The sequence below is a fragment of the Kineococcus gurbantunggutensis genome (genome assembly GCF_050871925.1).
In the GTDB taxonomy this organism is placed as follows: Bacteria; Actinomycetota; Actinomycetes; order Actinomycetales; family Kineococcaceae; genus Kineococcus.
The window spans coordinates 1-20,937 of sequence record NZ_JBJLSG010000090.1 but is presented as its reverse complement, the minus strand read 5'-3'; the positions used below and the strand labels follow the sequence as shown (position 1 = coordinate 20,937).

Here is a 20,937-nt window from a genome sequence, read left to right as displayed (position 1 = left end):
ACCTACCACCGCCGTCGTCGGCAGAGCGGACTGGGCCGGTTGACCCCCATCGAGTACGAGACCATCATGACCTCGCCGGCCAGCCTGGCCGCGTGACGTAGCTGTCACCGATCAGTGCAGCAGACCCGACCTCCGAAGTCGTCAAGGAGTTGCTCGGTCATGCCAGCGTGCAGACCACCAGCTCCACCTATTCCCACCTCGACATCGAGGATCTGCGCGCCGCCTTGCGCACAAGCAATCAGCTCACCCGCGGGGAGGTGCTGAAGTGACCGAAGCAGCCCTGCCGATCCCCGAAGACAGTCAGGCGGCGGCGGAACTGGAGCGCCGGCTCACCGCTGCCGTTCGACCCGAGTTGCGAGTGAGCGTGCTGCCTTGCGAAGGGCCCGGCTTCTATCCGAGCATCCGCATCTGCCGGATCGAGGGTTGCGACCGGCAGTCCCACGCCCACGGTCTGTGCGCTACTCACCGTATGCGCTGGCGCTATCAAGGATGTCCCGAGGACGTCGAGGCATGGAGTGCTGCCACGCCGACCGCCATGCAAGGCCTACGACCGGTCAGGAACTGCGAGGTCGAGGGCTGCCTGTTCGGTGTTGAAGGCAGCGGGCTATGCGGCGGACACTCGCGACGGTGGAAACTGGCAGGAAAACCTGAGCTGGCCACCTGGCGCACGACGCAGGAGCCCTTCCACGACCGCCAGGCTCACGCCGCCACCTGCCGTATGCCGTGGTGCGACCGCCGCGTCCACGGGCGCCAACCGTTCTGCAAGGCGCACTACGCCCGCTGGAACGATGCAGGAAAGCCGCCGGTCGAACAGCTAATCAACCAGGCGTTGCACACTTACGCTCCACGCCTGGACCTCTCTCAGCTTCAGCCGACGATGCGCACGCAAGTGCAGTACGCCCTGCAGCACCGCATCGACACCGGCCGGTTCGAGACGAGCCCGCGCCCACTGAAGTCGGGCATCGACTTCCTCGCCCAGCTCGGCGCCACCTCCATGCTGGAACGTTCCTTCGAGCAGTGGGATGAACTCGTGGGCCAGTACCGCATGAACGACAGCTCACGCGCGTTCACCCGCCAGATGTTCCACCTCGTCGACGCCGTCGCGGCCGGCGACGGTTGGTCGGGGCAGTACGACCGCGACGTTTGGGACATGCAGGTCCTCCTCGGGTCGCGGGCCCACCGAGTCCGCTTCTTGCGCTTCACTCCCATCAGCCAGCCGTGGCTGCGTGAGCTGAGCAAGCGCTACATTCGCTGGCGCCTGTCCGTGGAGATCAGCCTTCCCCAACTCTCCCGCGACCTAATCGCGTTGAGCCTCTTCTCCGCCGCGCTGCGCCAGGCTCAGCCGGAGCCGAGCGGTTTGGCCGAGCTGCGACGCTCCCATCTTGAGCTATACCTCGCCAGCCTGCGCCTCCACTACGAAACGCCGCAGACCCGCTCCGGCGCCGTGGGCTGCCTGGCCACCTTCCTGGCCACCCTCCAACATCAGCAGTGGGACGACAGTCTCTCCGCTCAAGTCCAGTTCTACCGCGAGGACTACCCCCGCAGACCACACCGGGAACCCCGGCGCATCGCCGAGTTCGTCATGGCCCAAGTGGAGCATGAGGACAACTTGTCCCGCTGGCACGATCCGGCCGACCGACTCATCACCGAAATCATGATCCGCACCGGGCGTCGCATCGGTGAAGCGGTCGGCTTGCGCACCAGCTGCCTACTACGCGACGGCGTCAGCGGTGAGCCCTACCTGCGCTACTACAACGCGAAGATGAAACGGGAAGCGTTCGCCCCAGTCGACGATCAGCTTGCCCAGGCCATCGATGCGCAGATCGCCCGCGTCCGGCAGATTTGGCCTGACGGTGAACGCGCTTTATTCCCCAAAGACAAGAACAACCCCACCGGCGAGCGGGTCGTCCCCGATGGGACGTTCCGCAGACGGCTCTACCTATGGCTGGAACGCTGCGACGTCCGCGACGAGCACGGCGCCCCCATCCGCTTTACCCCGCACCAGTGGCGGCATACCTTCGCCACCCGATTGGTCGAGGCTAACGTCCCGATCGAGGTGGTCCGCCGCCTTCTGGATCATGAGACGATCCAGATGATGGGGCACTACGCCCGAGTGGGGATGCAGCGAGCACGACAGGAATGGGAACGGGCCCGCAAAGTGAACAGCGCCGGCGAGGTCGTCCGCCTCGACCCGGCCGAGGAGCTCAGCGAAGCCGCCTATGCCAGTCACGCCCTCAGCAAGCCCGGCACGCCCTGCCCAACGGGCACTGCCGCCTGGCCTCGAGCACCCCTTGCCAGCACGTTAACCCGTGCCTGTCCTGCGCCCTGTTCATCACCACCCCGCAGTTCCTGCCCCAGCACCATCAGCAGCGCACCCAGCTTCAACTGCAGATCCAGCACAACCGCGCCCACCAGCGCGAGCGGGCCGCGGAGAAGAACGGGCAAGACCTCGCTCAGATCGAGCGCATCATTAGCGCCCTCGAAGCGTCCGGCGCTACCCATGCCAACGGGCAAACACACCCTCGCCAGAAGGATTGATGCGCGCCGACAACAGCCGCTACTTGCGCGCCGCGGCTCAGCAGCGACAAGCCGAAGCGCTGAGCAAGGCAGTGGCTGCGCCGAACAAGCTGCGCGATGAACGACGACCCATCACCTTCCAAGCCGTCGCCAAGGAAGCCGGCGTCTCACGCGGCTACCTCTACACCGAACACCGCCTTCGCAGTCGCATCGAGGAAGCCCGGCAAACCATGACCCCAGCGCCTGCGGCGCCTCGGCCAAGAGCTGACGTCCGTGCCAGCGACTCGAGCTTGCTACAGCGCCTTGAACAAGCGCATCAGCGCATCAGGAAACTCCGATCCGACAATGAACAGCTACGCAAAGAACTCGCGCACGCGCTAGGCCGTACGCGTTGCAGGTGCAGTCACGGCGACCAGCCAAACAGCCAGCACTAGAACGGGAGCCACGTTGAACGCAATGCCAGGTCGTCCACGACAGCATGTGCTTGAAACGCTGTCAGAACGCGCACTAGCACAAATTCTTCCCCCCGCCTGGACGGTATCAAGCGTCGCGCACGACTATGGGATCGACCAGCGAGTTGAGATCTTCGACGAGGGACGTGCGACAGGGCTGAGCTTCCTAGTGCAGCTTAAGGGTACCGACGAGGATCTTCCAGCGGCTCTTTCCCAGGTCTTTAAAGTGTCTGCTTTGAACTACATGCAGGTACAGGCAGAACCCGTATTGGTCGTCCGATACCACGCTCCTACTGAACGCCTTTTCGGGTTCTGGATGCATCGAAAAAACGTGGTCCTCAAGAGGGATGATCAAAAGTCCGCAACCTTGCGGTGGGAGCTGGACGATCAACTTGATGGTGACGCATCCAGTGCCATTCAACTGGAAGTTGAGCGCACTAAGAATCTTCGGGAGGCGATCAAAGAGGGTAACCCGCTTCGTGTCGAGCTAGTCGATCTTGAGAACTCGATGAGCTTAAAGCTGTTGATTTCGCAGCGCCTAAGGACAATCGGACGACCGTTTGTACTTGTAGAACCTGGAGCGCCAGCTGAGATCCGACTAGTGGTCGGAGCTGACCGCTTATCCGCAGACCTAGCGATCAGCTCATCGAGTGCGAGTATTGCTGGCGGAACTGCTAGTTCAAGGGCGGCCGACCTTCTCCTGCTAGCGGCTGTGTCTCTAGGAAAGATTGGTCGGTCTGTGCTCTCAGCGGCACTACTGCGCCAATGCTGGGATGCATCTCTTCTTAGCAACTCAGAAATTGCCATGACTATGGTGAACTATCTTGCTATGGCTAGAGCTTGGGGCACCGGTGGACGGTACCTGAGTCACCCGAGCTTACTCATTGACCCTGGCTATAGCGTCGTGCTCACAGCTGCCTTCAATACGGATGAAGCGGTGACCGGTGAAGAAGCCGCTAAGTTCTCCGAAGACATGCTCGCTCGATCTGAGGCATTAGAGAATATCGGTGAGCTTGCCCTTGCCGCAGGAAGCGCATACACGGCCGGCAACCTTTACTTCCACCGTGCTCGTGTTTGGGATGCTGCTCAAGCGTGCTATGAGCGGGCGCTTGCCCTTGACCCCAGCTATGGATCGCGTCCCTACTTCTGCGGTGAACTAGCTGGGGCAATGTTCGAAGCGGGCGCTTATGTTCAGTCCGTAGATTGGTACTCTCGCGCCTTCGAATTGGACCCCTCCGATATCGAGTTTTTGGCGACCAAGGCGGATGCGCTGGCTGTTGGTGGCAAGTATGAACTGGCCAGCGCTAGCTTCAACGAGTACTTTACGCATCCGTCGGAAACAAGGCGATCTATATGGTCTCTTAAGAGCCTGGCGCTTCAAATCATTCGCGCACGCACGCAGATTGGCGAGCAAGACCGGGATTCTAGCGGTCTTGGCGCACCTACGGACGTTTCGTCATTCGATACAAATTTGCGGCGAGATGCACTGCACTTCCCTTCGTGGAGCTGGCTTTTGAGTGATGCGCTAGATCGAAATGATCCGGCAGATCTCGCGGATCCACTCATTGTCATCGTTGCTTTCGCGCCAGAACATATGACTTTCGAATGGATGCTCCTTGCCGCACTAGCGCTCGACTCGGGAGATACTGAATTCTTCGACAACGTAGTTAAATCTCAGTGGGCCCGTCGCGCAGAAGACTTAATTGAGGATGTCGTGGCAGCGTCGGACGGGTTGCCTGACCAGTTCATGTTCGAGTTCCAACGTGTAGTAGACGAACTGAGAGCTAAGCCACAAGAATTTACGGTACGTCACTTGTCGGGTGGAAATTTAGTAGACATGCTTAAAATCGACCTCTCCTACAATCAACAAGCTGGCCACGACGAACAGTGATGGCTGCTTAGTGGTGTTTTATACACCGAGCTGCCTCATCTGCGGTCAGGAAGGAATGCAAGAATGTCGTGACTGCATGCTGCTATCAACCCACAAGCAGGAGATAGGATTCACTCGTGAAGATTTGGGACGAGGAACTATACGCGGCCGCATTGAAGTTGTCTGCCGCTCGGACCGAGGCGCGCAGAGCACGCATTGGTGCGACCAACCCAATCGATACGCTTAGTCTGCTGCTCGAAGCGCTTAATAGTGCGTCTAAAACTTATGACGCCGCAACTAGTGCGACTGATGCGGCGATCCTCGACTTCGCGCGTGAACACGCCAAGACTTGCGCCCAGTGGTTGGTCGTAGCCGATGGGATCGATGAACTGATCGCCTTAGACGGGGTAACGCCTCTTAACCGCCAGCAGTCGGAGTCGGTCAAGTGGGGTGTTCTTACAGTCCTAAAAAACGCTGTCGACGTAGCTCAAGAGCAGTTGAATGCACTGAAGAGCCGGTTGCCAGAGCAAGGCATGAACATCCCTGAGGTCGCATGGTGCGACATCGAGCTCCGTGCCATTCTGGCTCAGTCAATGCTCATCATGCGCAAGGTTTCGCCCGAAATTCTTGAAGGCCTAGGCGTCTCTCGATATGTCGAGGAGTTTATTGCCGAAACCACCGAATCGCGCGCTTTTCAGTTGATTAGCGATGCCGACAAGGCTTGGGTTTGGGGTTTGCAATTCACGCTGCTAACTGAAGACGGCAAGCGGGAAGAAGCCAAAGCGGCACTGATTCAGGCCGAGCAACTCTCTACTCAAGACCCCGAGCAGCGTTTAGCCTTCTTGGTCAACCTGCTCGACCAATCTTCAGGCGTGGAGTCGTGGACCGATATTCTCACTCGGCTCCGTGAGCACGGAAATCTGACGCTGGGCGATGAAGCACCCTTGTCTCCCGCGCGAATGTCACTTGTATCTCGCCTGGCATCGAAGCATTTGTCTTCGGCTCTTGACTTGGCGGACTCTCTCGACGGATCCAACGCCGCGGGACCTCTACAAGCTGCAGTTTCACTGCAGCAAGAATTGCTCTACGGCCGCATCCCGAAAAGCCCTAACGGAACGCTTTACCATATTGTCAGCGCTCCAGGCCGGCAGTCGACGTGGCTACTTAAGCAGTCTAGCGATGCGAATGTAACTTCTGAAGCAGAGAAGCTTTCGATGGACTCCCGTCCGCTCTTAAAGCCCTTCTTTAAGGCGCAATACGGAACTAGTCTAGGGACTCACGAGATCGACCAAGTCCGTAAACTTCTCGCTGATCCTGCGAAAATTCTGGCGGAATCGATGGGTGGTTGTTCCGGTCGGCGCTGGCTTAATGCGGTTGGGATCAGTGGCCTACTTCCCTTCCATGCTGCATCTGTGCGGGATGGGGTGCTTGCGAACGAGTTGGATTTGTCATACTTGCACCCCCGCTTGGGCGATACTTCCTTCGAGTGTCAGCCAGCGCCACCAACACTCCTGATTTTGGATGACTATTTCGGGCGAGATTCTGCTCGTGTTGAGCGCGTATTGCGTAACCTCTGGGACTCGCTAAGCATTAGCGGGGTGGTGGTGAAGTTCAACACGTCGGTCGAAAAGGGCTTCGATGCTGATGTGCAAGAGGTCCTCGACCTGATGGCCAACAGGAGTGGCTGGGTCTACTACGGTCATGGTGAGTCGCAAGATCACGATGCTCGCGAGTCAAGCCTCATTTTGGGGCCGCGAGCAACCTTGAAGGCCTCCGTCCTAGCTCAAAGTTCTCTGGATAAGAACTATGACGCAGTGATTGTGGCATGTTCTGGGGCGCGGCCGAATCCTTTCGTTGGGGCGGCGTCTATGGCGCACGGAGCTGCATTAGCCGGCGCCTCAAATGTTACGTCGACCATGTGGCCCATTCAATCTAATGTGGGCGCCGACTACGTGGAATTTTACGCCAAGCGTGTTATCGAAGATGTAGAAACGGCAAGTTTGAATGCTTGGCGGGGCTCCCTTGTGCGGGATCGCCGTAGGTATTCTTCGTTTGTTACGCTGACCTCCTAGGACTGCCCTTGTGGCGGCAATTCCTCTAATCTCATACTTTGGCTATGCATTATGGTTTAGCGAATGAATCGAGGGACGTGCGGAATTCTGGTCCGCTCAAGACGGCTCCACTGCCGCGCATGCCCTGCGCTCTCCCGCGCGCAGTCAGGAGCCGCATGCCCTAGGCGTCGCCGGACTGCCAGCTACTGACCGCGCCTTGGTCAGCGATCACCGCGGTGGGCGCGGCGGTGTTTAGCATTACTCGGCCAAGAAACTGCTCTTAGCGATGCCTCGGTCTGTCGAAGACATGTACCTCAAGCGGGGTCGCTGCCCAGACGGGGTGGCAACGCTCGGACGCTCAGATAAGCCCGGTGTCGACCCCCAGCCCGTAGGAGAGGACCACCCGCGGGGGCGGTTCGGGGTTCAGCTGCTGGCGCAGGTCCAGGGCGTGCCGGGCCCGCTGGTGCAGGCGCTGCCCGGCGCTGGGGCGGGCGGCGACGTGGCGGCCGCCGGCCGCTGGGTGGGTGTGGGTGAGGGTGCGGACGTCGAGCACGGGGTTCTCCGGGGATCGCGGCGGGAGGCGGTGCGGGGCAGCAGGAAGGGAGGAGCAGGGGGCGGCGTGGGTGGCCGCCCCCTGCGGTGCACTCAGGCGGCGAGCAGGTGCCGCAGGACCGGCGCGGCCTCCGGCATGCACACCAGGTGGTCGGTGCCGTTGGCGCTGGCGCTCTGCCGCGCCCGAGCCTCACCGGCGGCGCTCAGGGCATCCGGGCAGACCGTCACGCTCACGTCCGGCCGCTGCGCGTCCAGGTAGGTGATGCTCAGGTGCAGGCACTCCTGCGGCAGGTACAGCAGGCCCTGGGAGCGGGCGGTGAAGACAAATTCCGCCTGCGGCCCGCAGCGCAGCAGCGCCAGGATCGTGCTCACGTGCCGGGCCAGGGTGCCGGGCAGGTCCTGCATCGTCACGCGCACGTGCACGCACGGCTGGTCGTCGACGTAGGCCACCGGCTCCAGCTCGTCGTCCTCGCCGGGCTCGGTGGCGTGCGCGGCGCCGAGGAAGAAGCGGTAGCGGTCGATGAGGTTCAGCGCAGTGATCGGGTCGGTGATCTGCTGCGCGATGCCGACCTCGGCGCGGAAGCCGAACGGCTCCTCCGGGTCGCGCGTCAGGTCCTCCACCGCGGTGTTCCACTCGCCGTAGCCGACGCCGTGCTCGCGGAAGGCGACGACGTGGGCGGTGCCGCTGGCGTCGGTGTTGTTGATCGCCAGGACCGTGGTGTCGGTGCGGTACTGCTGGGGCATGTCTGATCCCGTCTGCGGCTCGGTGCTGGCACCGGTCGGTGCGAGCAGGTGAGCCGGAAGGGAACGGTGAGGACCTGCACGGCTGGCGCCACCGACCGCTCACCGCCCCCTCCCGGCGAGGTGAGATCAGGACCGGCCTGAGCGCGGGGTGAGGCACCCGCAGGGCGCGGCGCAGCCGCGAGTCGAGGACGCCCCGCAGGGAAGACGATCTTGGAGCGGGCCGCGCGGTCGGCTGGCCGAGGAACGAGGCCGGCAGCGGCCCAGCTCAAGATGGTCTGGACCGGCGGGGTCGAGCTCCGCTCGCTCGACTTGCCGTCGCCGTGCGGCCGGTCAGGATCGAGCGCCGGGAGGGGCAGGAGCAGAGGAAACGCCGGCGCGAAGCGCCGTCCTGGCGGCGAGGCACGAGCCGCACCGGTGCTGCGACCGGGTGGCACCGCAGCCCGCCAGGCTGCCGGGCCTGGAGCAGCACCAGAAGGGCTGCGCCGCCGCGCCAGCGGCGACCGTGCCGCGAGGAACGAGCGGGGGCTGGGGGAGCGCGAGGGGCGCGTAGCGACACCCCTTACCCGCATGCGAAGCAAAGCCCACAGTTTGTGACGATTACCAACAGCAGGCAGTGCCGATCTGTCACAATGAGTGACATGCGAGTCCAAGACCCCGCCCTTAAGCATCACTGGTCAACGATCAACATGGCCAGCACGTATGGCGACTTCGAGAAATCGCAGGGAAAGCTTGCCGTGGCCACCTACTTCTCAGGGCAAGTCGGGGGTGAGGCGAATCTAATTTCAGGCCCTAGAACCCTTTACCACTACTCAGGGAAGGGAGGGGCAGAAGCAATCATGCTGAATCAATCTATGTGGGCGACCGACGCGCGATATTTGAACGATGAGCGAGAACTCGGTGTGGCAGGCGAGATTCTCCGGCGCCAACTGGAGGATAACCCTCCCGTACACGGGTCATCGGAGGCCGAATTTTTCGCGTACTCAATCCTTGAGCAGGTAGCGCAGGACTCCAACTTTTACACGTCGCCGGATGCAGCGCGAGTTTTTATTACTTGCTTTACCAGTCGCAAATCCTCTTTGGGCTTGTGGCGAGGTTACGGTCATGGAAGCCTCGGATACTCCATGGGCTACCCATTCGAACTAGTCAAGAAGCTATACCCCGACGACTGGCCTGGCACTTCAAGCACAGGAGTTAGTAACTGCTTACGTTTGTGCGGAAAAGTTTCTTACCTCCCAGGTCATCAGGAAGATTCGATCAGAGATTTTCGTCGCGCCATGCAAGCTCGCCTAGCGGCTATTCACGACGACCCGGCAAGCCAAGGGAACGAGCACGAGCTAGTACGCATGGTGCGACGACTCATGACGATTCTCGACGTCTTCTTCAAGGATGCGGCATGGCAAGAAGAAGATGAATTCCGATATGCCATTATTGACTTCTCGAAATCCCTGAAAACACAGACGCGCGAAACCACATACGGCTTCGCCGAGTACCTCACTCTTCGATCTGCGACCCCTGACGACTACCCCTTTGCTCCAACATCCCTCGATCAAGGACCCACCTCCAATCCTGACGCCCACGCGAAGGAGATGGAAGAATGGTTGCAGCAAAATAGAGATTTGTGGTCGAGCAGTAAACCGTGGTTGAATCGTTTGCCCATCGTGACTACGTTTGGCGCCGCTCTACGTTGAGACAGTAAAATTCACAGCTAGGCAACGACGCAGGGCAGCGCCTACAGCCTAATCCATCAAATGACGCCGTAGCGAGGGGGTCACCGTAGCGAATCGCCGCGGGAGACAGTTGCCTTTAACCATCCTTAGCTCGATGGTAGGGGTGGCGAACGCCTAGCGGTAACTTAGGTAGCCTTGCTGATGCGAGCGGAGTCGGCACGGACGTACTGCACATCTGCAGTAGGTTTTAGACCGGCGTCGCGGCGGCGGGCGAGGATATGTCGAATGGCGTTGTGGCCGAGTGGGGCGTCTGGGGGTGCGTCGGGGCGGCCTTGGGCGCCGAGGCGGCCGTGGCGGGTGATGGAGCGGAAGACGGGCCCGGTGAGCTCGGCGAACAGCGCGCGAAGCTGCTTGCCGGTGCTGACCGTCGTGGGCGGCGCGTCCGGGTGATCGGGTGCCTCGCCGGCCGGATCGGGGTGGGTGGCCAGGGTCGCGCGCAGGCGCCGCAACCACGCCTCGAGCGCGAGGGTCGGGTCCAGGTGACGGTGGTCGGCCCGGGGCACGACGACATCGCGCACGGCGATGTCGTCGTGGCCCAACTGCCGGTTGCGGCGCACATGCACGGTCAGGCCCGATGGTGCGGCCTCCAGGTCCTCGATGCGCAGGGCGATGAGCTCGGCGGAGCGCAGGCCGGTGGTGAAGGACAGCAGGATCAGGGCACGGTCGCGCACCTCGGCGAGGGCTTGCCCGCGGGTGGGGGAGGCGTCCATGGCAGCGAGGATGCGCTCGACGTCGGAGACACCTAGCGGCGCGCGGCGGGGCCGGCGGGGAACGTCGTGGCGCAGCCCAGTCAGCGCGCCCTGGACAACGAGGTCGGTGGTGGGGTCGGGGTGCCCGGTGTGCCGGTGCACCCAGCGGATCGAGGAGAGCCAGCGGGTGATCGTGGCTGGGGACACCGCCCGCGCCGCTCCAGCCTCATCGTCGCCGGCGGTCGCGGGGTCGGCGGCCTGTTCGAGGTAGCGGGCCAGGTCCTGCGGCTGCGCGGGCAGCGCCGGCAGCTGGTGCGCGACGGCCCAGCGCGACCAGCGGGTGAAGTCGGAGTGGTAGGCGCGCCAGGTGTTCGCCGACGTGGCCTGCTCGCGCAGCTGCCGCACGCGCTCGTCGAGCGTGGCCAGCTGCGCGTCCTGGTCCATGCCGGACGCTCGGCGGGCCGGGCTCATGGGCAGACAGGGTCCTCGTGGCTCGTGGCTCGTGGTGGCGGCGCGGCTCAGCGCGGCTCGTGCCTCCCATCGTTGCCGGTGCCGCGGCGGGCGAGGTCGGCGGGCACCTCGTAGGTGCCGGTAAGGAAGTCGGTGCGCAGCGCCAGGACGGGCTCGACGATCTCCTCGCCGTCGGCCAGCTCGGCGGTGGCGTGCCCGGCGCAGAGCACGACGTGGCGGTGCAGGTCGATGCTGCCGGGATCGAAGGCGACGTCGGCGAACAGCGGCATGTCGTCAGGCAGGCCGACCGTGGCCCGGCGCAGGTCTCCCAGGGTCATCGGGCGGGCGGTGTGCTCGACGAGCGTGCTCGCCGGCCGCACGCTGGGCGCCGGCGCACCGGGAGCCTCTGCGTGGGCATCACTGCCGACATCGCCGTGGGCGTCGTGGTGGGCGCTGAGCAGCTGCTCGTCGTGCTCGTGAGCGCTGATGCGCGCGTCCAGGATCTGCTCGAGGGCGCTGAGCACGTCGTCGCCGTGGGTGCCGGAGGGACGGTCCGGGTCGTGCTCATGGTTCATCGCTGGCTCTCCGGGGTCGTGGTGGTCGGCTTCGGGCGGCGGGTGGACAGGGGAGCAGGTACCCGGTGCGGGGTGCGGCTCGCGCCGGGGGCGGCGAGCTCGCGCAGCCGCTGCAGGGCGGCGCGGCAGTCGCCGATCGCGCGGTGGGTGCCGCGCAGGGCGTGCCAGCGCTGGCTCATCCGGAAGGCGGCGTCGGTGTGCATCAGGCACCGCCACGTCGGCGGCAGACCGGTGACGTGGTCGAGGTGGCCGTGTGCGGCGTCGGTGGACAGCTCGTTGGGCCAGGGCAGCCCAGACTCGGCGGCGGCCTGGGTGAGCACCTGCGCGTCGTAGGTGGCGTTCCAGGCCAGCACCTGCCGCCCTGCCAGGACGGTGAGCAGGCGCGGCCAGACGTCAGCCAGGTCGGGGGCGCCGGCCACGTCGGCGTCGCTGATGCCGTGCACGGCCTGTGCGGCTGGAGCGATGGGACGGTGGGGGTTGACCAGAGTATTGAGCACCACCTGCCCGGTGGCGGCGTCCAGCACGGCCACCTCGACGAGGGCGCCGTGCAGGTCCGTGGTCTCGGTGTCCAGGATCACCGCACCGCGCCGCAACATCGACGTGTTGCCGTCGTCGCCGCCGTCCTCGCTGTCGCCGCCGGCGGGCTGGATGAGGCCGCGTGCCCAGTGGTGCGCCTGCGTACGGGCGGCCAGCTGCTGGTGCGCTTCCCGCAGCCGACAGGCGATCGCGCGCACGATGGCGGGCAGGTTCTCGTCGTCGACGACGCGGGTGTAGTAGCTCTCGTTGCAGGCGCAGTCCGGTGCACCGGGGCGCAGGAGCTCGTGGGTGGCCTCGGCGGCCGGGTGGTCCAGCGTCAGGCGCGGGGGCTCACCGGCCGCGCACAGGACGTCCTTGGCGTGCACGTTCAGGTGGCTGGTGCGCTCCAGCGCTTCGCGCAGCTCCAGCAGGCCGCGCTGCCTCTGCGCGGTCGCGTCGTCGCCGTCCTCGATCGCGCGTGCGAGGAGTTCGGCGTGCAGGGCTGCGTCCTCCTCGTGGCCGGCGCCCCAGGACCGCTCCTCACCGCTCACCCGCAGCAGCGCCCGCCCGGCGGTCCAGTGCCGGGCGAGGATGCTCACGCCTGCGCCGGGCGGGGCGGCGCGGATGTGCGACGGGTCGCTGGAGACGGAGGTGCTCACCGAGCAGTCCTTCCGGTGGGGAGCGGTCAGTCGCGCGGGAAGCGGGCAGGAACTGCTGTCCGCGCCCTGGGTGCTGCGACCTGTCCACCGTAGCAGCGAGCCATTGCTTATCACCTGTTAGATGGCAGCGTTTCTGCCACCGTTGCCGGGTGGCACCGCTACGCACACGGACGTCACCCATGATGCCGGTGCGCGGGTGCAAGGAGTCGCGCACTGGTGCGGTGCGGCGCATCGCCCGCGCCCACATCACAGGCATCGCACGAGAGGACCGGGCTCACTCGCAGGCGATGCCGTCGCCGTCGCGGTCGAGCTTGCGGCTGTAACCGGGCTGACCGGCGTGCAGCGGTGCGGCGCCGGCGGCGCGCACCGCGGCGCAGTTGGCGTAGACGACAACGCCGTCCTGCGTGGGCGCGGACGGCTCACCGACAGTGGGCGGTTCACTCGCAGGCAGCGGTGCGGGCGGCGGTGCGACGGGCGGTGCAGCCGGTGGTGCAGCCGGTGATGCCGGCGGGGTGGTCGACGCGCCCCCACCGCCACCCGTCGCCGCCGTACCGGTGCGAGAAGCCGCTTCGGTGGGGACCGGCTCGTTCGGGCATGAGTTCAGCACCCCGGCGATGGCGTCGCGCTCGGCGGCAGTGACCCACAGTCCCCAGGTGGCCTTGACCGCCACCTGCCGGGCGACGTAGGTGCAGCGGTAGGCGCGGTTCGGGGGCAGCCAGGTGGCCGCGTCCCCGTCGCCCTTCTGGCCGTTGAGGGGGCCGTCGACGGCCAGCAGCTCCAGGCCGTCGTTGGCGAAGGCGACCCGCTTGGCCACCTCCCACTGCTGGGCGCCCTTCTGCCAGGCATCGGAGAGGGCCACGACGTGGTCGATCTGCACGGCGGAGGAGGTGTCCTCACCCCGGGTGAAGGCGATGGTCGTGCCGCTGTAGGGGTCGGCGAGGGTGCCGGCGGCGACGACGCAGTCGCGGGTGCCGGGCTTGAACGTCTCGCCGGTCAAGTCCCTGGCCAAGACGTCGTTGCGGGAGTCGCAGCCGTTGTGGTCGACATCGACCCAGCCGTCGCCGAACTGATCACGGCTGTAGCCGGTCTTCGGTGCCCGGCCCTTCACCTCCAGCGTGCCCAGGATGGCCAGGGCGCTCTGCGCCTGCGCGCCACCGGCCGGTGCCCCGGCAGGTGCGCCGGCTGCAGGTGCTGCGCTCGCGGGCGGCTCGCTCGAGGCAGCGGAAGGGTCAGGGGTGGGCGTGCCCGGCGGGGTGCTGGCCGGTGAGCTCGCACCGGTCGGCGAGCTCGTGCTGGTCGTGGTGGCGGGGGAGGCGGCTGTGGTGCTGGGGCCGCTCGGGCTGCACCCGGCGAGCACGGCGAGCACCGCGGCTGCGGCCGCGCCCAGCACCGTCGAGCGGCGCAGGTACGGGGAACGGCGCGCTGGCCGGCTGCCCTGCCGGGACGACGGCTGAGGTGCCGGTGAAGCCGTCGAACCGGTCGTCGATGCTCCGAGGGTCGTCGATCCAGTCGCCAGCGGGTGCTGCGTCATCGCGTGGATGGTTCCTTCGAACAGGTGCGGTCGGCGTCGTGCGGCGGTGGGCGCCCGCGAGCCGTCAAGGCGCCCGGCAGGCCCGTCCTCCACTGTCGCAGTCACGAGCCACAGGTGGCGGCACGGCACGTGTCGAGATGGCCGGGGCGGGCGCAGATCGAGCGAGCAGCCGCCGCGGAGCCCGTGCCTCACCGCTGGGTGAAGGCCACACCCCACGCCGAGGCCACGTCGTTCTCCTGCGTGAGGGTGACCTCCAGCTCACCGCGCTCGGCCCTCACCTCGCCGACCCGGTGCGCCTGCTCGTCGCAGTCGAGCTCGTAGGCGCTGCCAGCCACGTCCAGGCCGATGCGCCCGCCGCCGGTGCAGGCCGCGAAGGCGTCGTAGGGCACGCCCTGCTGCATGCTGCCCAGGACCACGCCTCCGGCGCCGCGTCCGTCACCGCCGGCGGCACCGGCAGGAGTGGCGCCGGAGGCGTTCGCGGCGTCGGTGGCGATCCGCACCGCCTGCTCGACGTCCACGGCCCCGGCGGGCTCGGTGCTGGTGCAGGCACCCAGCACGCTCAGGGCGCCCAGCACGAGCACCATCACCGCTGAGCTCGGGTACCGCGCGCGCCATCGCATCCCGGCACCGTAGCCAGCACCCACCCCAAGTCAGGGTCGATCGGTGGATCCGGTCCTTGCGGTCGGCAGCCGCGGTGGCCGAGGCGGCGGCGCTCAGCGGCGTCAGCGTTGGTGAGGTCCCAGCCGCCGCAGCTGCGCGTCGAGCGAGGAGGTCAGGCGGCGGTTGTGCACCACGGTGCCCACGACGTCGGGCACCCACAGCAGCGCCAGCGCCAGGAAGGCCGCCCAGCCCCCGGCCCAGGCACCCGCACCCCACCAGGCGCCGGCGGCGGTGAGCGCCACGCAGGCCAGTACCAGCGCCCAGTAGGTGCGGCTGAGGACGACCGTGCCGGTCTGCCGGTCGAAGCGGCGCACAGTCAGCGGCAGGTAGCGGCCGGCGTTGTCCCGGCTGCGCCGGTGGGCGGCGCTGGCGCCCAGCAGCAGCGCGGCACCCCACGCGACGGCTCCCAGCAGCACGGCACCCACCTCATCGCTCGTCCCCTGCAACCGCCCTTGATCTGTCCGCTCATCGTGGCAGCGGCACCGCGGCACCGGTGGCACTTGGTGGGTGCCAGCAGGAGCCGGGGCGGGGGAATGCCGGGAGGGTGCCGGTGCTTGCAGGGGGTGATCGACCTGCTGCACGTCCCCGGGCCTCACCTTCAGCCACCTCGAGTGGCCGCTCGCCGAGAGGCGACTGCCGGGTCGATCAGCACGTTCGTGCGGTACGACGGCCGCCGGGTCCTCGACCCGGCGGCCGTCGTGCGTTCCGACGCGCTGGGGCCGGGCGCGTCGCGGGTCGTGCGCGCCGGGGTGGTGCGTGCGGCGCTCAGCGCAGCACTTCCACGTCCTCGCCGAGCGCCTCCAGCAGCGCGGGCAGCTCGCGCGCGCGGGGGCGCACCAGGTGCGCGGTGCGTGCGGCCCGCAGCAGGGGCAGGTCGGTCAGGTTGTCGGAGTAGGCGTGCTCCACGGGAAGCTCGACGCCGGCTGCGAGCAGGGCGTGCACCTTGGCCTGGCCGCGGGCGGGCACAGCGTGCGGTAGGCGCCAGCGGTGGGCGGTGAAGGCGCTGGCGACGACTTCCACGTCTTCCAGGCCCAGTGCGTCGCAAAGCGCCAGGGCCAGGGGTTGCGCGCAGCCGGTGGCGATGACGACGCGGTCCCCGGCGGCCCGGTGCTCGTGCAGGCGGGCCAGCGCGAGGTCGATGCGCCGGCCGCCGCCCGGGCCGGCGTGCTCGGCGGCGAAGCCGCACATCAGCTCCTGGAAGCAGGTGGGGTGCAGGCCGACGGTGGCCGCCCACACGACGATGCGCTCGGCGTGCAGCCGGCTGGTGCGCCGGGCGCCGAGGGTCAGCCACGCGGGGGCGGTCAGTGCCACCAGGGCCAGGCGGGCGGGGGAGCGGCGCAGCAGGTGGGTCAGGAAGCGGGCGAAGGAGTCGGTGCTGAGCAGGGTGTCGTCCAGGTCGAAGACCACGCACTGCTGCTGGGACACGCGGAGACCCTAGGGGAGGGGTGGGCAGGTCCCTGGGTCGCAAGGCTCAGCGCGTAGTACCGCATCGCAGCAGGTGGCTGGGTCTGCCTGCCGCGAGGGCACCTGCTCGTGCCGTGAGCGGCGGTGGTGTCGTCCTCGTGCGCCATGCTCTGCCGCCAGCCGCTCGAGGATGGGGGAGACAGGTGGGACCGCTGACGGACGCAGACTTCTGGGCCCTGATCGCTCTGGTGGATGCAGAGGCCGACGACGGCACCGCCTCCGGCGTGCAAGCGGCCCTGCACGAGCTGAGCCAAGCGCTCAGGCGCAGAAGCCCTGAGCAGGTCGAGGCGTTCATGTGGGGGCTGACCCGCCGTTCGGCTCAGCTGCTGCACCAGGTCGACGCGGTGCTGCCCGCGCACCTGGCGATCGGTGGTGACGCGGGGCGGATCCAGGCGCTGTCGGTGGTCCTCAGCGGCGAGCAGCTGCACGCCGCGGCGCTGGCCGACCCCCGGGTGGTGCTGAGCACCTACGTACCCGTCGCGGAGGTGGTGCCCGATGCCTGCTCGCGGGTGCACGAGGAGCTGACCGGGGTGGCCCTGGAGGTGCCCGAGGGCGATGAGGACCCCGCCCGGCGCCCCTCGCTGCTCGATGCGGAGGACGGGTGGCTCGCGGTGCGCCCCTGCCACGTGCAGGTGAGCGCCCCGCTGGGGTACTGGCCGCTGGCCGAGCGCCTGGCTGCGGCGCTGCGCGAGGACGCGGCCTGGCGGCGGTGGTGGGTGGGCACGGGGGCCCCGCCGGCGCTGGTCTACGTCAACTTCGACACCGCTCAGAGCCTGCAGCGGTGGACCTCGGAGACGATCGAGGGTGAGGTGCGCCTGGGGCAGGTGCGGGTGCGGCGCTACCGGGACCGCATCGAGGCCAGCACCTACTCGCCCAGCGTGGGCTCGCACGGCTCGCAGGCCGAGGTGGAGCAGTGGGTGCGAGGTGACCTGCGCGCCGTCTTCGACGCCCTGGCGCTGCGCCTGCACGCCGGTGCGCCACCCTCCCTGATCTGACCCGCTGGCCTGACGCGCTGCCCAGGCACCCCGGCGTGCGCGACGGGTGCGCCCCACGCTCCTTCGCTCGACCGCCGGTCCCGCGTGGGCCGGAGCGGATCGGATCGGCCGACATCGGCTGACGTCGACTGATGAAGCGGACGCCGCAGCGTTCAGTCCGAGCGTGTCCGGGCAGGCTGCTCCAGCCCGTCGAACGCGGCCAGCGCAGCGCCGAACGTGGCACGGCGGGAGTCCTCGATCGTGGTGACCCCGTAGAGCAGGTGGATCGAGCGCGCCGGCAGACCCAGATCCCGGGAGTCTTCAGCACGCTCGCGGTCCAGGTCCCTGGCGGTGTCGGTCACGGTGACCGAGAGCCACTGCGTGCCCTGCTCGCTGGTGCCGCTCCACCACCAGAACCGCTCCGGGTCCGTCGTGGCGTAGTTCTCCTGCAGCCAGGTCGCATCGGCGTAGTCGCGCTCGTGCTCGAGCACCACGGGGTCCAGCCCGTGCCTGGCACCCAGGTCGCTGACGGTCTGCAGGATGCGGCGCCACTGGGCCTTGTCCGCCGGCGCCTCGGTGCTCTCGCGTGAGTCGGAGTTGTAGGTGACGTAGGAGGAGTCCCCTCCGTACCCGTTGCCGTCCACGGGGCTCCACCCGCCCTCTTGCCGCGTGACCCACGTCAGGCCGTACTGCGCGGTGAAGGTGCGCTCGAGCTCGGCCAGCAGCGCCTGGGCGGTGCGCTCGGCCTGCTGCTGCGTGGGCGCTGCGAGGGCGTCGTGGGCGTCGATGCCCTCCGCGCCCGGGTAGTTCGCCCAGTCGACCGTGACCTGACGCCCGGAGGAGTCGGTGTAGGTGCTCGTGGGCGAGGGGGCGCACCCGCTCAGCACGGCCAGGAGCACGCAGGCGCCGGAGATCCGGTGTCGGGTCGTGGAGGGCACTGCTGGACGGTAGGCCGACTGCCGCCGCCGGTGGTGGAGGTGCCTGGGCTCATCCGGCACGAGGTGGTGAAGGGCTGGCGCTGACCGACGCCTCCTGTGCCCGGCGGCCTCACCGGCGCTGGCGGGCCCTCGTCAGGGTCAGGAGGAACCGCCCCGCCGAGCCAGCACCAGCTCAAGCGGGACGGTGCCCCAGACCGATGGCGGAGGGGTGAGGAGGCACACGACGGGCTGGTTCAGCTGCCCCGCACCGTGCCGTCAGCCGTCAGCCGTCAGCCTGGCCAGGACGTGGGCGCGGAACGCCTCGCCCGGCTGGCGCTGGCCCTCGAACCAGCTCAGCAGGCTCTCCAGCGCCGGCGCGTGCACCTGGCGCACGGCCCCCACGCCGAACTGCGCGCGCAGGAACAGCACCACGGGGCTGTCGGCGGTGGCGGGAAAGCCCGCTGCCAGCGCCAGGTCGCGAAAGCGCTGCACGGCCTGGGGGGTGGGAGTTGTAAAACCGGGAGTCCCCCCGGTGGAGGTCGGAGTCTCCTGCCCGGTCCACGCGAGCGGCTGACTCGTGTCGACGTCCTCGCCGCCCACGTCGCTGGCCTCGTCGCCAGCCTCGTCGCCAGCCTCGTCGCCAGCCTCGTCGCTGGCCCGGTCACCGGGTACGGGTGGGACGTCGATCACCTGCTGGGTGATGGCCGCCAGGGCGCGGAAGCGCTCGACGCCCTCAGCGACCACGGCCCGCATCCACGCCTCGCGCTCGGCGGCCTCCACATCGACGTCGAGGCCGGTGTTGACGTGGGCGGCCAGGCCGGTGTTGACGTCGAAGGGCACCGGGTGGCCGGTGCGCACGGCGTCGTGGACCAGCGCGCGGGACAGGGTGTGGCTGTGAGCCATGCGGTCCGGGCGCCCACCACCGTAGGCGCCGACCTGCACCCGGTCGGCCAGGGTCAGCAGCACCCCAGCCAGCTGCACCGCTTCCGCAGGCTCGACCGCAGCGGGTTCGTGCGGTGACCCCTCCTGCCGGCCCGTCTCGCGCAGCAGCTCACGGGCGACCTGCTCGGCGTCGAAGGCGGCCTGCACCGCGTGCGAGCCGAGGTTCACGCGCCGGTCGGGGTTGAACGCCACGTCCGGGGCGGCCTCGCGGGCGAAGCCGCGGCGGCGCTGGTCGCCCGGGGTGCCGGGCTGCCCGGGGAAGCCGGCCTGGGTGACCTGCTCGCCGGTGGCGCCGGTGGCCAGGGCCAGCGCGGCGGCGGCCTCCACGACACCGGGGGGCAGACCCGCCTGACGGGCGCCGGCCAGGGCTCGCAGCGCCGCCTCGGCGCTCAGGACGACCCCACCGGCGGCAATGGGCGCCGGCTGCCCGTGCGCGCCGGCGCGCGCGGCGGCGTTGGCGGCGTCGGCGGCGTTGGCGGTGGGGCGCTGCACCGTGGAGGTTGCGGCGCGCAAGCGGCCGCCGGGGCCGGGGTCCTCGCCCGGGTCGGTGACCGCCTCGGAGCTGAGGCGCCCGTCGATGCCGGCGAAGATGCTCACCGTGTTGGCGCCGGCGGTGGCCATGTCCACGCGCAGGTCCGCGATGGGGGTGGTGCGCTCCACACCGGCTTTGCGCTGGGACTCCACCCGGTACTGCACCTCCCGGCCGCTGTGGTGGGCGGCGAGCACGGCGGGGTAGGTGGGGTCGTCCTTGGCCAGCCAGGCGGTGATGGGACGCGCGACCCTGGTGTTCTCGCTCTTGAGGACGACCATGACGTTGCGCTTGGTCTGATCGTCCTTGTGCTGCAGCGCGGTGATGGTGCCGGTGCCCACCTGCACCCACACCTCGGCGCGCACGCCGTGCGCGTCGGCGCCGTCGCGGGAGGTGAACGGCTTGGCCATCGTCTGCGACTCCTCGTCCGTGACTCCTCGTGCTTGTCCCCGCCCTGATCCTCGTGGGTTCCACCGGTGACGGTGGCCGGGGTCCGCGCCCCTCACCGCGGCGGGTGTGCGTGGGTGTGCCCGCGCGCAGGCACGGCGGGCCCGCGTCAAGGTTCGTGCGGCTGGTAACCGTCGACGACCTCGACACCGGGCCCCAGCTCCGTGCGCAGCCGCAGCACCAGGTCCCGGCCGGCGGCCACCCACGCGTTCAGCTCTTCCTCACTGCCGCGCAGGGGGTTGGGCGGGTCCTGCATCTCATCGTGGCGGCGTGCCCACGCGCGCACGTCGCTCTTGAGCTCCTCGGAGAGCGGCAGCCGGTCCAGGTCGACGTTGAGGTCGACCACGCCGGCGGCGTGCGCGGGGGTGCGCCGCCACAGCGGGTCGGCGCCGAAGTCGGCCTTGAACACCAAGGTCACCGGCTCGCGCGCGTCCTGGCTCACCGCTGCACGGTAACCGGCGACCCGCTGGACCCGCTGGACCCGCTGGACCCGCTGGACCCGCTGGACCCGCTGGACCCGGTAAATCCGCGCTCAAGCCCTGGCGCGAGCCGGTGCTCCGGCCCACTCGGCGCGCGCAGGAAGCGCGTCCTGCGGGTCCAGTCCTGGCGAGGTGCCGCGCGAGGGTGCGCGGGGAGCGGACGCGCCGGTGGCCGTGGCTGCAGCCACGGCC

The 20,937-nt window shown here is 67.8% G+C and carries 19 protein-coding genes; 7 read left to right on the top strand and 12 right to left on the bottom strand.

Annotated features, from left to right (window positions below; all coding sequences use genetic code 11):
* Positions 1-265: 265 nt before the first annotated feature.
* From ACRYR7_RS16270 to ACRYR7_RS16255, 4 genes are all read left to right on the top strand, one after another.
* Positions 266-2,638 carry a tyrosine-type recombinase/integrase gene (locus ACRYR7_RS16270; RefSeq protein WP_432573153.1) on the top strand — a complete coding sequence of 791 codons (2,373 nt, stop codon included), beginning with the start codon at positions 266-268 and terminating at the stop codon, positions 2,636-2,638.
* Positions 2,538-2,951, top strand: coding sequence for a DUF6262 family protein (locus ACRYR7_RS16265; RefSeq protein ID WP_432573152.1), 414 nt, complete (start codon positions 2,538-2,540; stop codon positions 2,949-2,951). The genes ACRYR7_RS16270 and ACRYR7_RS16265 overlap by 101 nt, the downstream gene beginning before the upstream one ends.
* A gap of 46 nt (positions 2,952-2,997) precedes the next feature.
* On the top strand, positions 2,998-4,860 hold the full coding sequence (locus tag ACRYR7_RS16260) for a DUF4365 domain-containing protein (protein WP_432573151.1): 1,863 nt from the start codon (positions 2,998-3,000) through the stop codon (positions 4,858-4,860).
* Positions 4,861-4,976: 116 nt separating this feature from the next.
* Positions 4,977-6,911, top strand: a complete 1,935-nt coding sequence (locus ACRYR7_RS16255; RefSeq protein ID WP_432573150.1) for a CHAT domain-containing protein — start codon at positions 4,977-4,979, stop codon at positions 6,909-6,911.
* A gap of 337 nt (positions 6,912-7,248) precedes the next feature.
* Here the strand turns inward: ACRYR7_RS16255 and ACRYR7_RS16250 are convergent, their stop codons facing one another.
* Both ACRYR7_RS16250 and ACRYR7_RS16245 read right to left on the bottom strand, forming a co-directional pair.
* Positions 7,249-7,443 (bottom strand): hypothetical protein, encoded by a 195-nt coding sequence (locus ACRYR7_RS16250; RefSeq protein ID WP_432573149.1) that lies wholly within the window; start codon positions 7,441-7,443, stop codon positions 7,249-7,251.
* A 92-nt stretch (positions 7,444-7,535) separates the two neighbouring features.
* Complete coding sequence (locus ACRYR7_RS16245) at positions 7,536-8,186, bottom strand: hypothetical protein (RefSeq protein ID WP_432573148.1); 651 nt, start codon at positions 8,184-8,186, stop codon at positions 7,536-7,538.
* Positions 8,187-8,824: 638 nt separating this feature from the next.
* Between ACRYR7_RS16245 and ACRYR7_RS16240 the strand changes: the two genes are divergently transcribed.
* Complete coding sequence (locus ACRYR7_RS16240; protein ID WP_432573147.1) at positions 8,825-9,874, top strand: DUF2971 domain-containing protein; 1,050 nt, start codon at positions 8,825-8,827, stop codon at positions 9,872-9,874.
* A 164-nt stretch (positions 9,875-10,038) separates the two neighbouring features.
* Here ACRYR7_RS16240 and ACRYR7_RS16235 read toward each other — a convergent pair whose 3' ends face one another.
* From ACRYR7_RS16235 to ACRYR7_RS16220, 4 genes are all read right to left on the bottom strand, one after another.
* Positions 10,039-11,073 (bottom strand): tyrosine-type recombinase/integrase, encoded by a 1,035-nt coding sequence (locus tag ACRYR7_RS16235; RefSeq protein WP_432573146.1) that lies wholly within the window; start codon positions 11,071-11,073, stop codon positions 10,039-10,041.
* Positions 11,074-11,120: 47 nt separating this feature from the next.
* Positions 11,121-11,627 (bottom strand): DUF6225 family protein, encoded by a 507-nt coding sequence (locus ACRYR7_RS16230; RefSeq protein WP_432573145.1) that lies wholly within the window; start codon positions 11,625-11,627, stop codon positions 11,121-11,123.
* On the bottom strand, positions 11,624-12,802 hold the full coding sequence (locus tag ACRYR7_RS16225) for a 3'-5' exonuclease (protein WP_432573144.1): 1,179 nt from the start codon (positions 12,800-12,802) through the stop codon (positions 11,624-11,626). Before ACRYR7_RS16225 ends, ACRYR7_RS16230 begins: the two co-directional genes overlap by 4 nt.
* A gap of 274 nt (positions 12,803-13,076) precedes the next feature.
* Positions 13,077-13,910 carry a GmrSD restriction endonuclease domain-containing protein gene (locus tag ACRYR7_RS16220; protein ID WP_432573143.1) on the bottom strand — a complete coding sequence of 278 codons (834 nt, stop codon included), beginning with the start codon at positions 13,908-13,910 and terminating at the stop codon, positions 13,077-13,079.
* 127 nt (positions 13,911-14,037) lie between these two features.
* On the opposite strand from ACRYR7_RS16220, the gene ACRYR7_RS16215 reads away from it, so the two are divergent.
* Positions 14,038-14,256: a hypothetical protein gene (locus ACRYR7_RS16215; protein WP_432573142.1), complete on the top strand. Its 219-nt coding sequence runs from the start codon at positions 14,038-14,040 to the stop codon at positions 14,254-14,256.
* Positions 14,257-14,521: 265 nt separating this feature from the next.
* On the opposite strand, the gene ACRYR7_RS16210 is transcribed toward ACRYR7_RS16215, so the two are convergent.
* The 3 genes from ACRYR7_RS16210 to ACRYR7_RS16200 all read right to left on the bottom strand — a co-directional run bounded on the left by ACRYR7_RS16210 (position 14,522) and on the right by ACRYR7_RS16200 (position 16,418).
* Positions 14,522-14,953 carry a hypothetical protein gene (locus ACRYR7_RS16210; RefSeq protein ID WP_432573141.1) on the bottom strand — a complete coding sequence of 144 codons (432 nt, stop codon included), beginning with the start codon at positions 14,951-14,953 and terminating at the stop codon, positions 14,522-14,524.
* Between the two features lie 102 nt (positions 14,954-15,055).
* Complete coding sequence (locus ACRYR7_RS16205) at positions 15,056-15,409, bottom strand: hypothetical protein (RefSeq protein ID WP_432573140.1); 354 nt, start codon at positions 15,407-15,409, stop codon at positions 15,056-15,058.
* A gap of 349 nt (positions 15,410-15,758) precedes the next feature.
* Positions 15,759-16,418: a haloacid dehalogenase-like hydrolase gene (locus ACRYR7_RS16200; RefSeq protein WP_432573139.1), complete on the bottom strand. Its 660-nt coding sequence runs from the start codon at positions 16,416-16,418 to the stop codon at positions 15,759-15,761.
* Between the two features lie 182 nt (positions 16,419-16,600).
* Here ACRYR7_RS16200 and ACRYR7_RS16195 point away from each other — a divergent pair, with 182 nt between their 5' ends.
* Positions 16,601-17,452, top strand: a complete 852-nt coding sequence (locus tag ACRYR7_RS16195; protein ID WP_432573138.1) for a hypothetical protein — start codon at positions 16,601-16,603, stop codon at positions 17,450-17,452.
* Between the two features lie 152 nt (positions 17,453-17,604).
* Here the strand turns inward: ACRYR7_RS16195 and ACRYR7_RS16190 are convergent, their stop codons facing one another.
* From ACRYR7_RS16190 to ACRYR7_RS16180, 3 genes are all read right to left on the bottom strand, one after another.
* On the bottom strand, positions 17,605-18,369 hold the full coding sequence (locus tag ACRYR7_RS16190; protein WP_432573137.1) for a hypothetical protein: 765 nt from the start codon (positions 18,367-18,369) through the stop codon (positions 17,605-17,607).
* Positions 18,370-18,624: 255 nt separating this feature from the next.
* Entirely contained in the window at positions 18,625-20,229 is a 1,605-nt protein-coding gene (locus ACRYR7_RS16185) for a hypothetical protein (RefSeq protein WP_432573136.1), read from the bottom strand.
* 146 nt (positions 20,230-20,375) lie between these two features.
* Entirely contained in the window at positions 20,376-20,708 is a 333-nt protein-coding gene (locus ACRYR7_RS16180; RefSeq protein WP_432573135.1) for a hypothetical protein, read from the bottom strand.
* Positions 20,709-20,937: the final 229 nt, after the last annotated feature.

Excerpts from the sequence above, each read along its gene's own strand:
- ACRYR7_RS16265 (WP_432573152.1), top strand. The coding sequence starts at position 2,538 with ATGCGCGCCGACAACAGCCGCTACTTGCGCGCCGCGGCTCAGCAGCGA.
- ACRYR7_RS16245 (WP_432573148.1), bottom strand. The coding sequence starts at position 8,186 with ATGCCCCAGCAGTACCGCACCGACACCACGGTCCTGGCGATCAACAAC.
- ACRYR7_RS16240 (WP_432573147.1), top strand. The coding sequence starts at position 8,825 with ATGCGAGTCCAAGACCCCGCCCTTAAGCATCACTGGTCAACGATCAAC.
- ACRYR7_RS16235 (WP_432573146.1), bottom strand. The coding sequence starts at position 11,073 with ATGAGCCCGGCCCGCCGAGCGTCCGGCATGGACCAGGACGCGCAGCTG.
- ACRYR7_RS16230 (WP_432573145.1), bottom strand. The coding sequence starts at position 11,627 with ATGAACCATGAGCACGACCCGGACCGTCCCTCCGGCACCCACGGCGAC.
- ACRYR7_RS16210 (WP_432573141.1), bottom strand. The coding sequence starts at position 14,953 with ATGCGATGGCGCGCGCGGTACCCGAGCTCAGCGGTGATGGTGCTCGTG.
- ACRYR7_RS16185 (WP_432573136.1), bottom strand. The coding sequence starts at position 20,229 with ATGGCCAAGCCGTTCACCTCCCGCGACGGCGCCGACGCGCACGGCGTG.